Source organism: Streptomyces bullii, from assembly GCF_042657145.1.
Lineage (GTDB): Bacteria > Actinomycetota > Actinomycetes > Streptomycetales > Streptomycetaceae > Streptomyces > Streptomyces bullii.
Window position 1 is genome coordinate 23,804 of record NZ_JBHSNY010000001.1, and the last position, 13,608, is coordinate 37,411.

Below are 13,608 nucleotides of genomic sequence, written 5' to 3' on the forward strand. Positions count from 1 at the left end.
GGGCGTCATGAACGTTGAGGATCTCGGTTTCGCCATGGAGGAGCTGCTTGATGCCTACGGCTCCAGCGGGGACCCCGCGCTCCTGAGGGAGCCTCGCGCCCAGCAGTTGACCGACCGCCTGTATTACGCCGTGGACTGGCTGGCGCCCTGCCTGGACGCCGTGGAGATGGCCCGGAGGATCAACTTCGCCATGCTGCTGGCGCCCTTCTACTGGCACCGCTACGAGCACGACGGTTCGAGGGAGGACGCGGTTCGGGCCGTGTTCCTCTATCGGCAGGTGTGTCAGGTGGCCCCGCACTGCCTCCCCGAGTGGCTGCCGCAGCTCCTGGCGGAGGAGGGGGACCAGGTCGACACGCTGTCCTCCAGTGACCTGGCGGCGTACGCGGCGGAGGCCGTCAACCGGCTCAAGGAGGCGGAGGCGAACGGCGATCCACAACTCCTCGACGACGCCGTCGCGTTGAGCCTGTTCGCCGCGCGCGCGAACCCCCGGCAGGACGTGACCCGGGCGGAAGCCCTCACCACGCTCGGAAACGTCCTCACGCGCAGGTACGAGTACACGGGGAACACCGGCGACCTGGACAGAGCCCATGTGGTGCTCGCCAGAGCGGCCGAAGCGACTCCGGTGGACGACCCGCACTTCCTCAAGTGCTGTTCCGCATTCGGGCACATGGCGATCCGGATGTATCAGCGCACCGGGGATCTCGACACGCTCGACCAGGCGATCAACGCACTGCGCCAGGCGGCGTACCGGGCTCCCGACGACGACCCCCACCGCGCCGCCCACCTCACCAACCTCAGCTCGGCGCTGAACAGCCAGTACCAGCACATCGGCCTGGACGAGGCCCGCAACGAGGCGCTCGAAGCGTGCTACGAGGCGGCTCGGATCACTCCGCGCGACCATCCCGACCTGCCGAGCCGGTTGCTCAACCTGGCGAGCGCCGTCATCAACCACCCCGACGCCGAGGGCGACGATCTGGCCGTCGATCTGTTACGGGACGCCCTGTCCCTCACCCCCGACGGCCACCCCGACCGGCCGGGCTGCCTGCATCTGCTGGCCGGCGCCCTGCGCGCGCGGTTCGAACGGAAGGGTGACGCTAAGGACCTCGCCGAGGCGGTAAAGGTCGGCCGGTCCTCGGTCGCGGCCGGGGCGACCGTCGACTACCTCCGGCCGAACCGGTTGGCGGGCTTCGCCCGGTCCCTGCAGGCATACGCCGATCACTTCTCCGCACCCGAGGCACTCACCGAGGCCGTCGAGACCCTCGGGGAGGCCATGGCGTTGCTTCCCGAGGACCACCCGGACCGCACGGACACCTTGATCACCCTGGGGTTCGTGCTGTGGAACCGGTTCAGGACCGGGAAGGACCCGGCAGACCACGCACAGGCCCTCCGTGCGATGCGCGAAGCCGCCTCCGTCGAGACCGCACCGGCCCGGGACCGCGCCCGTGCGGCCGCCGCCGCGGGACACCTCGCGGCGGGCGCCCGGGACTTCGCCGCCGCCACCGAGTCCTTCGCCCTCGCCCTGGACCAGCTGGAGCTGACCGCCTGGCGCGGTCTGGAGCGCGACGACCAGGAACGCCTGATCGCCACGTTCCCCAACCTGGTCACGGACGCGGCGGCCTGCGCCGTACGAGCCGGACAGGTGGAGCGTGCGGTGGAACTCCTCGAACAGGGACGGGGCATCCTGCTCGCACAGGCCCTGGAGACCCGCACCGACCACCACGAGCTCCAGGCCCGGGCACCGGAACTCGCCGAACAGCTCGGGCAGGTGCTCGACGAGCTGGACCGGCTGGCGCACGCCGACTCCAGTGGTGACCCGGTCGAGGTGCACAACCGGCGGGTTGCGAACGAGCGACGAGCGCAGCTGGCCCGGGAGCGTGACGCACTCCTCGCCGACATCCGTGCGCTGCCCAAGCTCTCCGGCTTCCTGCGCCCTCCCTCCTTCGCCGCGCTGCGCGCCGTCGCCGCGCATGGCCCGGTCGCGCTCCTCAACGCGAGCGAGTACGGCTGCTCCGCTCTCCTGCTCACCACGGCAGGAGTGCGGGTGGTGCCCCTCGACCGCATCCCCCACAAGGCACTGACCGAGCAGCTCGTCGCATTCGTGCACTCCCTCCAGGCCGCCATCGCCGAGGGGCGGCCCGTGACCGCCCATGCGGCCGTCGTGACGACCCTCGCCTGGCTGTGGGACGACGTCGCCGAGCCGGTGCTGAAAGAGCTGGGGCACACGCGACCGGTCGGCCCCGGCGGCACCTGGCCGCGCCTGTGGTGGTGTCCGACCGGGCTGTTCACCCTGCTGCCGCTGCACGCCGCGGGGCGGCACCGTGCTCGCGGTGGCGGTGACACGGTGCTGGACCGGGTCGTCTCCTCGTACACCCCCACGCTGCGGGCCCTGCTCCATACGCGCGAACGCCCCCGCCCATCGGCCGGCCCGCACACCCGTGGCCTCATCGTGTCCCTGCCCACCACGCCCGGCTGCTCCGACCTGCCCGCCGCCGAAGACGAAGCCCGAGCGCTGCACCGGCGGCACCCGGACGCCGAGCTCGTCACCGGCCCCGCCGCCACCACGCGGACGGTGCTGAAGGCGCTGGCCCGCTGCTCCTGGGCCCACTTCGCCTGTCACGGCGCCCAGGATCTCGGCCGGCCGTCGCGCGGCGCGGTCATCCTGCACGACGGTCCGCTGACGCTGCGGGACATCGTGCGGCTCCGGCTGCCGCACGCGGAGTTCGCGTTCCTGTCCGCCTGCGAGACCGCGCGCGGCGGCGTCGTCCTGGCCGACGAGGCGATCAGCTTCGCCGCCTCCCTCCAACTCGCCGGATTCCGGGACGTCATCGGCACCCTGTGGTCGATCGACGACACCCTCGCACCGGAGATCGCCGAGCTCGTGTACGAGAACCTGTCCCGCCAGGGCAGCCGCGACCCGGCGGCCGCCCTGCACGCCGCGCTGCACGCGGTGCGGGCCCGGCGTCCGCATGCCGTCGCGAACTGGGCGCCGTACGTCCACGCAGGTCCCTGACGGGTCCGGCGGGAAACGGCGGGGAAGCGACACGCCGTACCCTGTCGCGGAGGTCTACCGAAGGAGAATCCGTGCTGGTCCTGCTGCCGCCCTCGGAGGGCAAGGCGCCCTCCGGCCGGGGCGCACCGCTGAAGCTGGAGTCGCTCGCGCTGCCGGAGCTGAACGGCGCCCGGGAAGCCGTCCTCGACGAACTGGTCGAGCTGTGCACCGGCGACGAGGACAAGGCACGCGAGGTGCTGGGGCTGAGCGAGGGACTGCGCGGCGAGGTCGCCAAGAACGCCGCACTGCGCACCGCCGGGGCACGGCCCGCCGGGGAGATCTACACGGGTGTGCTGTACGACGCCCTGGACCTGGCCTCGCTGGACGCGGCCGCCAAGCGGCGTGCCGCACGTTCGCTGCTGGTGTTCTCGGGGTTGTGGGGTGCGGTCCGGGTGACGGACCGCATCCCGTCGTACCGCTGCTCGATGGGTGTGAAGCTGCCCGGGCTGGGTCCGCTGGGCGCGCACTGGCGTACGGCCATGGCCTCCGCGTTGCCCGAGGCGGCCGGGGGCGGGCTGGTGCTGGATTTGCGGTCGTCGGCGTACGCGGCGGCGTGGAGGCCGAAGGGAGAGGTCGCGGGGCGGACGGCGACGGTACGGGTGCTGCACGCGCCGACACGGAAGGTGGTCAGCCACTTCAACAAGGCGACCAAGGGGCGGATCGTACGGAGCCTGCTCACGGCGGGGGCGGCTCCGAAGGGACCGGCCGAGCTGGTGGAGGTGCTGCGGGAGCTCGGGTACGTGGTGGAGGCCGAGGCGCCCGCGGGCGCGGGGCGGGTCTGGTCGCTGGACGTCCTGGTGGACGAGGTCCACTGAAGCCGCTCACCGGGGTCTATTGCAGTGCGCGCAACGCTCTTTGCGCATGGCGCATTGCCCCGGGCACGATGAGGCGCATGACCGACTCCGTGCTTGATCTCGCTCCCGTCGTCCCCGTGGTCGTCGTCCCGGATGCCGCAGACGCCGTACCGCTGGCGCGGGCGCTGGTCGCCGGAGGGCTGCCCGCGATCGAGGTGACGTTGCGGACGCCGGCCGCGCTCGACGCGATCCGGGCGATCGGCGCGGCGGTGCCCGACGCCGTGGTAGGGGCCGGGACGGTGATCACGCCGGGGCAGGTCGAGGAGGCGGTCGCGGCGGGGGCGCGCTTTTTGGTGAGCCCGGGCTGGACGGACGTACTGCTGGAGGCGATGCGCCGGTCCGGCATGCCGTGTCTGCCGGGGGTGTCGACGACGTCCGAGGTGGTGGCGTTGCTGGAGCGCGGGGTGCGGGAGATGAAGTTCTTCCCGGCCGCCGCCGCGGGGGGTACGGCGTATCTGAAGTCGCTCGCCGGGCCGTTGCCGCAGGCGCGGTTCTGCCCGACGGGCGGGATCGGGCTCGCGTCGGCGCCGGAGTATCTGGCGTTGCCCAACGTCGGGTGTGTGGGCGGCAGTTGGATGGTTCCGGCGGACGCGGTGGCAGCGCGGGACTGGGGGCGGATCGAGGGGCTGGCCCGGGAGGCGGCCTCGCTCAGCGCAGGTGGGAGGTGTCGTTGAGGAGGCGGACGCTGGCGTTGCCGTCGGCGTAGTACGCCACGACCGACAGGGAGGCCGCCGCGAGTTCCATGCGGAACAGGGACTCGGGCGGGGCGCCGAGGGCGAGGCGCACCAGGGTCTTGATCGGGGTGACGTGCGTGACGAGCAGGACCGTGCGGCCGGCGTATGCCGCGATGAGCTTGTCGCGGGTGGCGGCGATCCGGGTGGCGGTCGCCGCGAAGCTCTCGCCGCCACCGGTGGGTTCGGCGTCCGGCGAGCTCAGCCAGGCACTGAGGTCGTCGGGGTAGCGCTCGTGCACCTCGGCGAAGGTGAGGCCCTCCCAGGCGCCGAAGTCCGTCTCGCGCAGCCCGTCGTCGATGCCGACCTCCAGCCCGAGGCGCGCGGCGACGACACCGGCGGTCTCGCGGGCCCGCGCGAGCGGTGAGGCGACGACAGCCTGGATCGTCCCGCGTCTCGCCAGCGCGAAGGCCACCCGCCCGGCCTGCTCCCGGCCGACGTCGGAGAGGGAGGGATCACTGCCGCCGCTGCCCGAGAAACGCTTCTCCGGCGTCAGGGGCGTCTCTCCGTGCCGCAGCAGCACGAAGGTCGCGGGCGCGCCCAGGTCCGGGGCACCCCACCCGACGCGAGGGGTCGCGACGTTGCGCGCGGCGTTCGCATCCGTGCCGACCGGGGCCGCGGAGGAGACAGGCGCGGCAGCGGGCTCGGGGGCGCCGGAGGTCGGTGGCTCCGCAGCGGACGGCGTTCCCGCCGGCGACCGTCCCGCCAGCGCGGCGCGCGCCTGTGCCGCGCCGGCCGCCGCGTCACCGGGCGGCCCCTCGGGCTCGGGAACCGTCGGTGCCCCGGCCGCCGGGGACGGCGTCCAGGTCTCGCCGCGCGTGCCCGCGTCCATCGCCTCGTTGGCCAGCCGGTCCGCGTGCTTGTTGCTCTCCCGCGGCACCCACTCGTACGTCACCCGTTCCGGCGGGAACACCCGTGCCGCCTCGGCCGCCAGCGGCTTCATGTCGGGGTGCTTGATCTTCCAGCGGCCCGACATCTGCTCGACGACGAGCTTGGAGTCCATGCGGACGTGGACCGTGGCGGACGGGTCCAGGGCGTGGGCGGCGCGCAGGCCGGCGACCAGGCCCCGGTACTCGGCGACGTTGTTCGTGGCGACGCCGACGTACTCGGCCGTCTCCGCGAGGGTCTCGCCCGTCGCCGCGTCGCTCACCACGGCCCCGTATCCGGCCGGGCCCGGGTTGCCCCGCGACCCGCCGTCGGCCTCGACGATGAACTCCCGCACGCCCAAGCCCCCTACAGGCCCGACTCGGCCGTGCGCACCAGGATGCGGCGGCAGTTCTCGCAGCGCACGACGGTGTCGGGCGCGGCCGAGCGGATCTCGCTCAGCTCGGTGATGGCGAGCTCCTGGCGGCAGCCCTGGCAGGTACGGGCGTACAGCTTGGCCGCGCCGATGCCGCCCTGCTGCTCGCGCAGCTTGTCGTACAGCTTCAGCAGGTCCGCGGGTACCGAACCCGCGATGACCTCGCGCTCCTTGGTGACCGAGGCGGCCTCGCCGTCGATCTCCTCGAAGGCGGCGTCCCGGCGCGCGGTCGCGTCGTCGATCTTCGCCTGGACGGAAATAACCCGCTCGGTGAGTTCGGCGACCCGCTGCTGCGCGGACTCCCGGCGCTCCATCACCTCCAGGACGACGTCCTCCAGGTCGCCCTGCCGCTTGGCGAGGGAGGCGATCTCGCGCTGGAGGTTCTCCAGGTCCTTGGGCGAGCTGACGGCACCGGAGTCCAGGCGCTGCTGGTCGCGAGTGGCGCGCTGGCGCACCTGGTCCACGTCCTGCTCGGCCTTGGTCTGCTCGCGGGCGCAGTCGCTCTCCTCGGTCTGCGCGGCCACCAGCAGGTCGCGCAGCTGGGTGAGGTCCTTGGTCAGCGACTCGATCTCGGCGTGCTCGGGCAGCGACCTCCGCTTGTGTGCCAGCTGCTGGAGGCGGACGTCGAGGTCCTGGACGTCGAGGAGTCGAATCTGGTCGGCGGGCGCGGCGTTCAGTTGGGGGCTCCCATTGTGCTAGAGGTCGGGGCGGACGCCGCGTGGGCGGTCCAGGGGTCGGTGACCGTCTTGGAGACGTGGACCCTCAGGCCCCATCCGTTCCGGTCGGAGATCTCGTCGAGCTGGCTCGCGGCCAGCTCGCACCAGGGCCACTCGGTGGCCCAGTGCGCCGCGTCGAGCAGCGCGAGGGGGCTGTGGGCCACGGCCTCGGAGGCCGGGTGGTGGCGCAGGTCCGCGGTGAGGAAGGCGTCCACACCGGCGGCCCGTACGTGGTCGAAGAGGCTGTCGCCGGAGCCGCCGCTGACGGCGACCGTGCGCACGGTGGCCTCGACATCGCCGGCGACGCGGATGCCCTGCGCGGTGGCGGGCAGTCGATCGGCGGCGCGGGCGGCGAACTCGCGCACGGTCAGCGGGTGGTCCAGTTCGCAGATCCGGCCGAGGCCGCGGCGGCCCTCGGGGTCGCTCACGTCCGGGACGAGGGGCCGTACGACGCGCAGGTCCAGGGCGCCGGCCAGCGCGTCGCTGACCCCCGGGTCGGCGGTGTCGGCGTTGGTGTGGGCGACGTGCAGCGCGATGTCGTTCTTGATGAGCGTGTGGACGACACGGCCCTTGAAGTGCGTCGCCGCGACCGTCGTCGTACCGCGCAGGTAGAGCGGGTGGTGGGTGACGAGCAGGTCGGCGCCCAGCTTCACCGCCTCGTCCACGATCTGCTGGACCGGGTCGACGGCGAACAGGACCCGCTCGACCTCCTGGTCGGGGTCGCCCACGACGGTGCCGACCGCGTCCCAGGACTCGGCCCGCTCGGCGGGCCACAGGTTCTCCAGCGCGGCGATGACTTCAGACAGACGGGGCACGGGTGCAAGGCTACCTGGGTGTTCGGCGCCGCTGAACCGCCACCGCCCTCCCGGAACGGGCCCCGCCCCGCCGAGCACAACCACTCCGGTTCCCTCAGGCGAATCGTTCCTGGAACACCCTTATGTGTGAAGCCGGAGCCCGGCCCTCCCCGCCTGTCCGTGCGAAAACTAGGTTCGTCACTGGAGGTGACCGAACGATGACGGCCTGTGTAACCGAGGCCCCGGCGGCGGACGAGGACGCTTTCTCCGCGCGGGCAGGATGCGTGATCACGGTGGACGGCGGCTACGCCGCGCGCCTCGCCCGCAGCGGCGACTCCTGGTACCCGGAGCGCTGGACCCTGGACGGCCCCGAGCCGTACGCGGTGCCGCTGCCCGGCAACCAGCCGGAGGAGCCCGGCACGGAGGTGCAGCCGATGGGCGACGGACGCGTCCTCATCCACCGTCTGGTGGCCGGACGGCACGCCTTCTCCCTGCTGTATCCGACCGGCCCCGGCACCGGCGAGCTGCCGCTCGGCGCGGTGGAGTGCCCGGACGACATCACCCGGCTGCGGCTGCTGCCCCCCGCGCCCGACGGCGAGCGGGCGTACGCCCTCGCCGTCGGCCGGCGCTCGACGGCCGTGTGGCTGGTGGCGGGCGGCGCGTTCGGGCCGGAGCTGCTGGCCGAGATCCCCGGCCGCTGCTCGGGCGGGGTGTGGCTGGACCGCGCCGGGCGGATGCTGGCCGTGGACCGGGAGATGGGCGGGCCGGTCAAGACGATCGTGGTGGACCTGGAGCGGGGCGGGGAGGTGTCGCCGCTGCTCCAGATCGCCGCCGACAGCGACGACCGGCTGCTGCTCGCCGACCCGGACAGCGGCCTGCTGCTGATCCGCTCGGACGCGCCCTCGCCGGGGCGGGACCGGCTGGGCTGGGGCGTACTGGGCAGCACCCTGCCGGTGCGTTTCCCGGAGAGCCTCAAGGTGGCCGGCTGCAGGGTCACGCCGTTCGCCGTCCAGCCGGGGCAGGTGCTGACACCGGAGAGCTGCGCGGTGGCGCTGCGGGTGGACGGCCCGCTCGGCACCTGGGTCGGCGTGTGGCGGCCGGCCGGGCGGCGGGTCCATCATCTGCCCGCGCCGGCGGGGTGGTTGGCGGGCTCCGGACTGTGGACACCGGACGGCGTACTGCACCTGCCGTACGCCACGCGGGAGGCACCGTGCGGGCTGGCACGGCTGAACGCGCCGACGCAGCCACGGCAGACGCGACCGACGCAGACACCGGCATCGGCAACGGCACTGACTGCGGCAACGGCATCGGCATCGGCAGCAGCCGCGGCACCGGCACCGGAGAACCCGACGGAACGGAGGCAACCACTGGAACAGCTGGAACATCTAGAACAGCTGAGCCAGACGGACCAGAAGCCGGGAAGGCCGCCTGAGCACCCGTCCGGAAGACCCTCGGAACCGGAACCTCCGGCACCCGTCACTCCCCGCCCCGTACCCCTGCAACAGGCCCCGCTTGGAGGGCTTGTAACGAACTAGTGCCGGTTGGCGTGGCCGTCTGGATCCGTGGTGAGGCACGCCGGTTAGACTCGCCCGGCTGTACGAAAGATCATGTTGACGGGGTGAATTCCTTCCGATGAGCGACGCCAGCACGAACCAGCCGACTGCCGACGTCCAGGGGACCGCCGCGGGCCACGGCCGGCACCGCGGCCCGGTGTCCACGCAGGACAGCGAGACGGCACCGCGCGGCCGTCACCGCAAGCCGGTCCAGGGGACCGAGCAGGCCGGAACGGCGGCCTGACGGTACGTCGGTCCACCAGGCGGCCTACGGCCCCGCTCGTCGTGCGACGGGCGGGGCCGTGCCGCGTCTCAGGCCCGCCCGAGTCCCAGCACCTCCACCGCCGCGAACGTCTCCCCCGCCGGCCGGTCCGCGTAGTACGGGCCGAGGACGGCGTCCAGCTCCTCGTACGTGAAGGTGTCCTGCAAGCTGTCGAACCGCGCGGCCACCCGGGGCCGTTCGACGACCGCCACCATGCCGCCGTGCGCGACGAGTACCTGTCCGTTGACGTGGGAGGCGGCGGGCGAGGCCAGGTAACCGACGAGCGGGGCGACATGCTCCGGGGCGAGCGGGTCGAGGCCGTTTCCCGGCTGTCCGACGCCCGCGAAGACGTCCTCGGTCATCCGGGTGCGGGCGCGCGGGCAGATGGCGTTGGCCGTGACGCCGTACCTGGCCAGGGCGTGGGCGGTGGAGGTGGTCAGGCCGACGATGCCGCCCTTGGCCGCCGCGTAGTTGGGCTGCCCGGCGCTGCCGGCCAGGAACGCCTCCGAGGCGGTGTTCACGATCCGCCCGTACACCGGCCCGCCGGCCCGCTTGGACCGCTCCCGCCAGTGCGCGGCGGCGAAACGGGTGGTGGTGAAGTGCCCCTTGAGGTGGACGCGGATGACGGCGTCCCACTCGTCCTCGGTCATGGAGAACACCATGCGGTCGCGCAGGATGCCCGCGTTGTTGACGAGGATGTCGAGCTGCCCGAACTCGGTGACCGCCGACTCGACGAGATCTGCGGCCTGTTCGTAGTCGGCGACGTCCCCGGTGTGGACGAGGGCGGTGCCGCCCCCGGCCCGGATCTCGGCGGCGACCCGCTCGGCGGGCCCCGCGGACGCCTCGCCCGTGCCGTCCCGGCCCGGCTGCCCGTGGTCGTTGACGACGACGGCCGCGCCGAGCCGGGCGAGTTCCAGCGCCTCGGCCCGTCCGAGCCCGCGCCCGGCGCCCGTGACGATCGCGGCGCGCCCTTCCAGCGGCAGTGACATGGGGGCCGCCCTCAGATCTCGATGCAGGTACGCAGGGCCGTACCGGTCCGCATCTGGTCTAGGGCCTCGTTGATGTCGGCGAGCGGTACCCGGTGGGTGATCAGGCCGTCCAGGTCGACGCGGCCGGCCCGCCACAGGGCGATGGTCCGCTCGTAGGAGCGCAGCACGTCCCCGCCGCCGTACAGGGACGGCAGGATGCGCTTCTCGTCGAAGAACAGCTCGAACATGTTGAGCTGCAGGACGTCGTCCACGGCGCCCGCGCCCACGATGACCAGCGTGCCGCCGCGCCGGGTGTTCTCGTACGCCGTCCTGGCCGTGGCCGACCTGCCGACGACCTCGAAGACGTAGTCGAAGCCCTCACCGCCGGTGACCTGCTGCCTGGTGCCGGCCAGTTCCTCGGGGGACACGGCCCGCGTGGCGCCGAACCCCAGAGCCGACTCCCGTCGCGAGACGATCGGGTCGACGGCGACGATCTCGGCGGCTCCGCTCAGCCGGGCACCCTGGATCACCGAGATGCCCACGCCTCCGCACCCGATGACGGCGACCGACGAACCGGCCGTCACGGCCGCCGTGTTGAGCGCGGCGCCCAGCCCGGTCGTCACCCCGCAGCCGATGAGCGCCGCGATGTCGAAGGGCACGTCGTCCGGGATCGGAACCGCGCACCCGGCGTCGACGACGAGTTCCTCGGCGAACGTGCCGGTGCCCGCGAAGCCGAAGACGTCGCCGCCGGGCCGCCGGAAGTTGGGGGTGCCCGCGTTCGTGAACCCGGCCAGGCACAGCTCGGTCTGGCCCCGTGCGCAGGCGGGGCAGGCCCCGCAGGCGGACAGCCAGCAGACGACGACCCGGTCGCCGGGCCTGACCCGCGTGACGCCCTCGCCGACCTCCAGGACCTCGCCCGCGCCCTCGTGGCCCGGCACGAACGGCGCCGGCTGCGGCAGTACCCCGCGCATCGCGGACAGGTCGGAGTGGCACAGCCCGGTGGCCCGCACCCTGATCCGCACCCTGCCCGGGCCGAAGCCCACCGCCTCGACGTCGTCGAGGACCTCCAGCTTGTCCTGTCCGGTCTCGTGCAGTACGGCTGCGCGCATGGTGCGACTCCCCTCGGAGTGCTGACTTCAGTGGTGCCGGCGTCAGGGGTCCTGGCTCAGGGGTCCCCTGACTCACGAGTGGTGCCTGAGAAGTGGTGACTCAGGAGTGCTGAACGACGGTGTCGGCGAGCACGGGCGCGTCGTCCCGCTCGGCGGCGCTCACGGCGACGCGCACCTCCGCCTCGGTCTCGGCCGTGTGCCGCCACATGCGGATCCGCAGGGTCTCCCCCGGGTACACGACCCCGGCGAAGCGGGTGGTGTACGCGCGGACCCGCGTCACGTCCCCGTCGAGCAGCGTGTCGACGACCGCCTTGAGCGTCATGCCGTACGTGCACAGTCCGTGCAGGATCGGCCGCTCGAACCCGGCGAGCTCGGCGAACTCGGGGTCGGCGTGCAGCGGGTTCCAGTCGCCGGAGAGGCGGTACAGCAGCGCCTGGTCCTCACGGACCGCCCGCTCGACGACCCGCTCGGGCTCGCCTGCGGGCGGCTCCAACCGCGTCGACGGCCCCCGCTCACCGCCCCAGCCGCCCTCCCCGCGTACGTAGATCTGCGCGTCGTTGGTCCACAGCGGTCCGTCGGCGTCGGTGACGTCGGTGCGCAGGACGAGGACGGCCGCCTTGCCCTTGTCGTACACGGCGGCGACGCGGGAGGTGGCGGTCGCGTGCCCCCGCACCGGGATCGGGCGATGGAGCCGCAGGCTCTGCCCGCCGTGCAGCACCCGGGCCAGGTCCACCTCCACGCCCGGCATGGACAGTCCGCTGATCACGCCGGGTGATCCGGCGCCGGCGACGGTGGCGAAGCTCGGCAGGACGTGCAGCCGGGACTCCAGGGTGTAGCGCAGTTCGTCGGGATCGGTGGCGGGGCTGCCCGCGCCGATGCCGAGGTGGTAGAGCTGCACGTCCTTGGGGACCCAGGAGATCTCACCGGTCCGGGGCTCGGCGGCGAGCGCCTTGGCTGCGTCGATGGGCATGGGGCTCCTGATCACCGTCGGAAGACATCGAAGACGTCGGCGGACTGACGAAGAGGCCGGAAGGGGGCGGATGGTCGAAAGGGTCGAAGGGTCGGAGGTTCGGTGCGGCACTCGGAAGGGGCCGGAAGGCCGGAAGGGTTCGGCGGAGACCTCGGCACGGCCGTCCGCACCGTCGTCCGCGCCGAGGTCGCCGTGGCCGGGACTGGAACGCGTTTCAGTCCGGCGCCCTCTGTATAGCCCAGCGTTCCGGAGTTGTGAAGGATCCTGACGAGACGTCAGATCACATGGACGCCCGTGGATCCTGCTCGTCCCGTCCCCGCCGGAACAGCGCCGTCCACAGGAAGCTCTCCCCGAAGCGGGGCGAGTCCTCCGGTTCGTCGCGCATGCGGCGCAGTTCCACCTCGGTCAGCTCCGAGAAGATCCACCGCAGCGACTCGGCCGAGTACGCGAGCCCGCCCTGCAGACCGGCCCGCCGGTAGAACTCCGCGTCCGGCAGTTCCGACCCCATTCCCCCGGCCCCGGCCGCGAAGCAGGTCAGTCCGAACAGGCCGCCCGGAGCCAAGGTCCGTTCCAGCAGGGCCAGATAGCTGATCCGGCGATGCGGCGGCAGATGATGGAAGCACCCGGAGTCGTAGACCAGGTCGTACGGCCCGCTGAACCGCGCACCGGCCGGCGCGAACACGTCCCCGCAGTGGAACCGCACACCCCCCGTACCCGACTCCCCGGCCCGCTCCCGCGCCCACTGCACCGCCGCCGGCGACAGGTCCACCGCATCCACCTCGAACCCGCGCGCGGCCAGGTACAGCGCGTTGCGTCCCGGTCCGCAGCCGAGGTCGAGGACCCGGCCGCCGCGCAGCAGTCCCCGGTCGACGTACGACACCAGGTTCTCGTCCGGCTTCGCCGCGAAGAACGGCACCGCCCGGGAGCGGTCGGCGTAGAACCCGTCCCACCAGGCGGCGCCCCGATCCGTCCACCGGTCAAACTCCGCCGCGAACAGGCCGTCCAGCAGCTCCAGCACGTCGTCCACCGTGCGCGTCTTCCGGTCCATCCGGCCTCCTTCCTCGCCCGGCGATCGTATGCCGGTACGGCCCGAAATCCCAGGTCAGGATGGTTGCCGGAGGTTCTGGGAAGGCTCTGGCCGGGCCCGTGCGGGGTCGGCCGACGAGCCGGCGGTGCATCACCCGAGCCCGGGTGCGAAGTCGCAGCGGCACCCCGTCCCAGGGCCGTGAAGACCCTCTCCCCGACCACGCGGCGCCCGCTTTCCCAGCGCGTCCCCCACAGCACCTCAGCTCACAGCCACGG

Annotated in this window: 12 protein-coding genes; 5 read left to right on the plus strand and 7 right to left on the minus strand. The window is 73.0% G+C overall.

Going from position 1 to position 13,608, the window contains the following annotated elements; translation table 11 throughout:
• Positions 1–7 precede the first annotated feature (7 nt).
• From ACFPZJ_RS00145 to eda, 3 genes are all read left to right on the plus strand, one after another.
• Entirely contained in the window at positions 8–3,010 is a 3,003-nt protein-coding gene (locus tag ACFPZJ_RS00145; RefSeq protein ID WP_381015451.1) for a CHAT domain-containing protein, read from the plus strand.
• A 71-nt stretch (positions 3,011–3,081) separates the two neighbouring features.
• Positions 3,082–3,864 (plus strand): peroxide stress protein YaaA, encoded by a 783-nt coding sequence (gene yaaA / locus ACFPZJ_RS00150; RefSeq protein WP_381015454.1) that lies wholly within the window; start codon positions 3,082–3,084, stop codon positions 3,862–3,864.
• Positions 3,865–3,941: 77 nt separating this feature from the next.
• Complete coding sequence (eda, locus tag ACFPZJ_RS00155; protein ID WP_381015456.1) at positions 3,942–4,577, plus strand: bifunctional 4-hydroxy-2-oxoglutarate aldolase/2-dehydro-3-deoxy-phosphogluconate aldolase; 636 nt, start codon at positions 3,942–3,944, stop codon at positions 4,575–4,577.
• On the opposite strand, the gene ACFPZJ_RS00160 is transcribed toward eda, so the two are convergent.
• Genes ACFPZJ_RS00160 through ACFPZJ_RS00170 form a run of 3 tightly spaced genes read right to left on the minus strand, consistent with a single transcriptional unit; the run spans position 4,552 to position 7,465 of the window.
• Complete coding sequence (locus tag ACFPZJ_RS00160) at positions 4,552–5,856, minus strand: bifunctional RNase H/acid phosphatase (RefSeq protein WP_381015459.1); 1,305 nt, start codon at positions 5,854–5,856, stop codon at positions 4,552–4,554. The two genes, eda and ACFPZJ_RS00160, sit on opposite strands and share 26 nt — an antisense overlap.
• 11 nt (positions 5,857–5,867) lie before the next feature.
• A complete protein-coding gene (locus ACFPZJ_RS00165) occupies positions 5,868–6,611 on the minus strand; it encodes a zinc ribbon domain-containing protein (protein ID WP_381017251.1) in 744 nt (247 codons plus the stop codon).
• Positions 6,608–7,465, minus strand: coding sequence for a Nif3-like dinuclear metal center hexameric protein (locus ACFPZJ_RS00170; RefSeq protein ID WP_381015462.1), 858 nt, complete (start codon positions 7,463–7,465; stop codon positions 6,608–6,610). The genes ACFPZJ_RS00165 and ACFPZJ_RS00170 overlap by 4 nt, the downstream gene beginning before the upstream one ends.
• 197 nt (positions 7,466–7,662) lie before the next feature.
• Between ACFPZJ_RS00170 and ACFPZJ_RS00175 the strand changes: the two genes are divergently transcribed.
• On the plus strand, positions 7,663–8,979 hold the full coding sequence (locus ACFPZJ_RS00175) for a hypothetical protein (protein WP_381015464.1): 1,317 nt from the start codon (positions 7,663–7,665) through the stop codon (positions 8,977–8,979).
• A gap of 97 nt (positions 8,980–9,076) precedes the next feature.
• Positions 9,077–9,241 (plus strand): hypothetical protein, encoded by a 165-nt coding sequence (locus ACFPZJ_RS00180; RefSeq protein ID WP_381015467.1) that lies wholly within the window; start codon positions 9,077–9,079, stop codon positions 9,239–9,241.
• A 68-nt stretch (positions 9,242–9,309) separates the two neighbouring features.
• Here the strand turns inward: ACFPZJ_RS00180 and ACFPZJ_RS00185 are convergent, their stop codons facing one another.
• The 4 genes from ACFPZJ_RS00185 to ACFPZJ_RS00200 form a co-directional block, all read right to left on the minus strand.
• Positions 9,310–10,248, minus strand: coding sequence for a 3-oxoacyl-ACP reductase (locus tag ACFPZJ_RS00185; RefSeq protein ID WP_381015468.1), 939 nt, complete (start codon positions 10,246–10,248; stop codon positions 9,310–9,312).
• An 11-nt stretch (positions 10,249–10,259) separates the two neighbouring features.
• The gene (locus tag ACFPZJ_RS00190) at positions 10,260–11,336 is read right to left on the minus strand and encodes a Zn-dependent alcohol dehydrogenase (protein WP_381015470.1); all 1,077 of its coding nucleotides are present in this window, start codon (positions 11,334–11,336) and stop codon (positions 10,260–10,262) included.
• 100 nt (positions 11,337–11,436) lie between these two features.
• A complete protein-coding gene (locus ACFPZJ_RS00195; protein ID WP_381015472.1) occupies positions 11,437–12,306 on the minus strand; it encodes a MaoC/PaaZ C-terminal domain-containing protein in 870 nt (289 codons plus the stop codon).
• A gap of 280 nt (positions 12,307–12,586) precedes the next feature.
• On the minus strand, positions 12,587–13,354 hold the full coding sequence (locus ACFPZJ_RS00200; protein WP_381015475.1) for a class I SAM-dependent methyltransferase: 768 nt from the start codon (positions 13,352–13,354) through the stop codon (positions 12,587–12,589).
• Positions 13,355–13,608: the final 254 nt, after the last annotated feature.

Bases quoted from the DNA above. Each gene is read 5' to 3' on its own strand.
- ACFPZJ_RS00195 (WP_381015472.1), bottom strand. From the start codon at position 12,306: ATGCCCATCGACGCAGCCAAGGCGCTCGCCGCCGAGCCCCGGACCGGT.
- ACFPZJ_RS00180 (WP_381015467.1), top strand. From the start codon at position 9,077: ATGAGCGACGCCAGCACGAACCAGCCGACTGCCGACGTCCAGGGGACC.
- ACFPZJ_RS00145 (WP_381015451.1), top strand. From the start codon at position 8: ATGAACGTTGAGGATCTCGGTTTCGCCATGGAGGAGCTGCTTGATGCC.
- ACFPZJ_RS00185 (WP_381015468.1), bottom strand. From the start codon at position 10,248: ATGTCACTGCCGCTGGAAGGGCGCGCCGCGATCGTCACGGGCGCCGGG.
- ACFPZJ_RS00190 (WP_381015470.1), bottom strand. From the start codon at position 11,336: ATGCGCGCAGCCGTACTGCACGAGACCGGACAGGACAAGCTGGAGGTC.
- ACFPZJ_RS00175 (WP_381015464.1), top strand. From the start codon at position 7,663: ATGACGGCCTGTGTAACCGAGGCCCCGGCGGCGGACGAGGACGCTTTC.
- ACFPZJ_RS00200 (WP_381015475.1), bottom strand. From the start codon at position 13,354: ATGGACCGGAAGACGCGCACGGTGGACGACGTGCTGGAGCTGCTGGAC.
- eda (WP_381015456.1), top strand. From the start codon at position 3,942: ATGACCGACTCCGTGCTTGATCTCGCTCCCGTCGTCCCCGTGGTCGTC.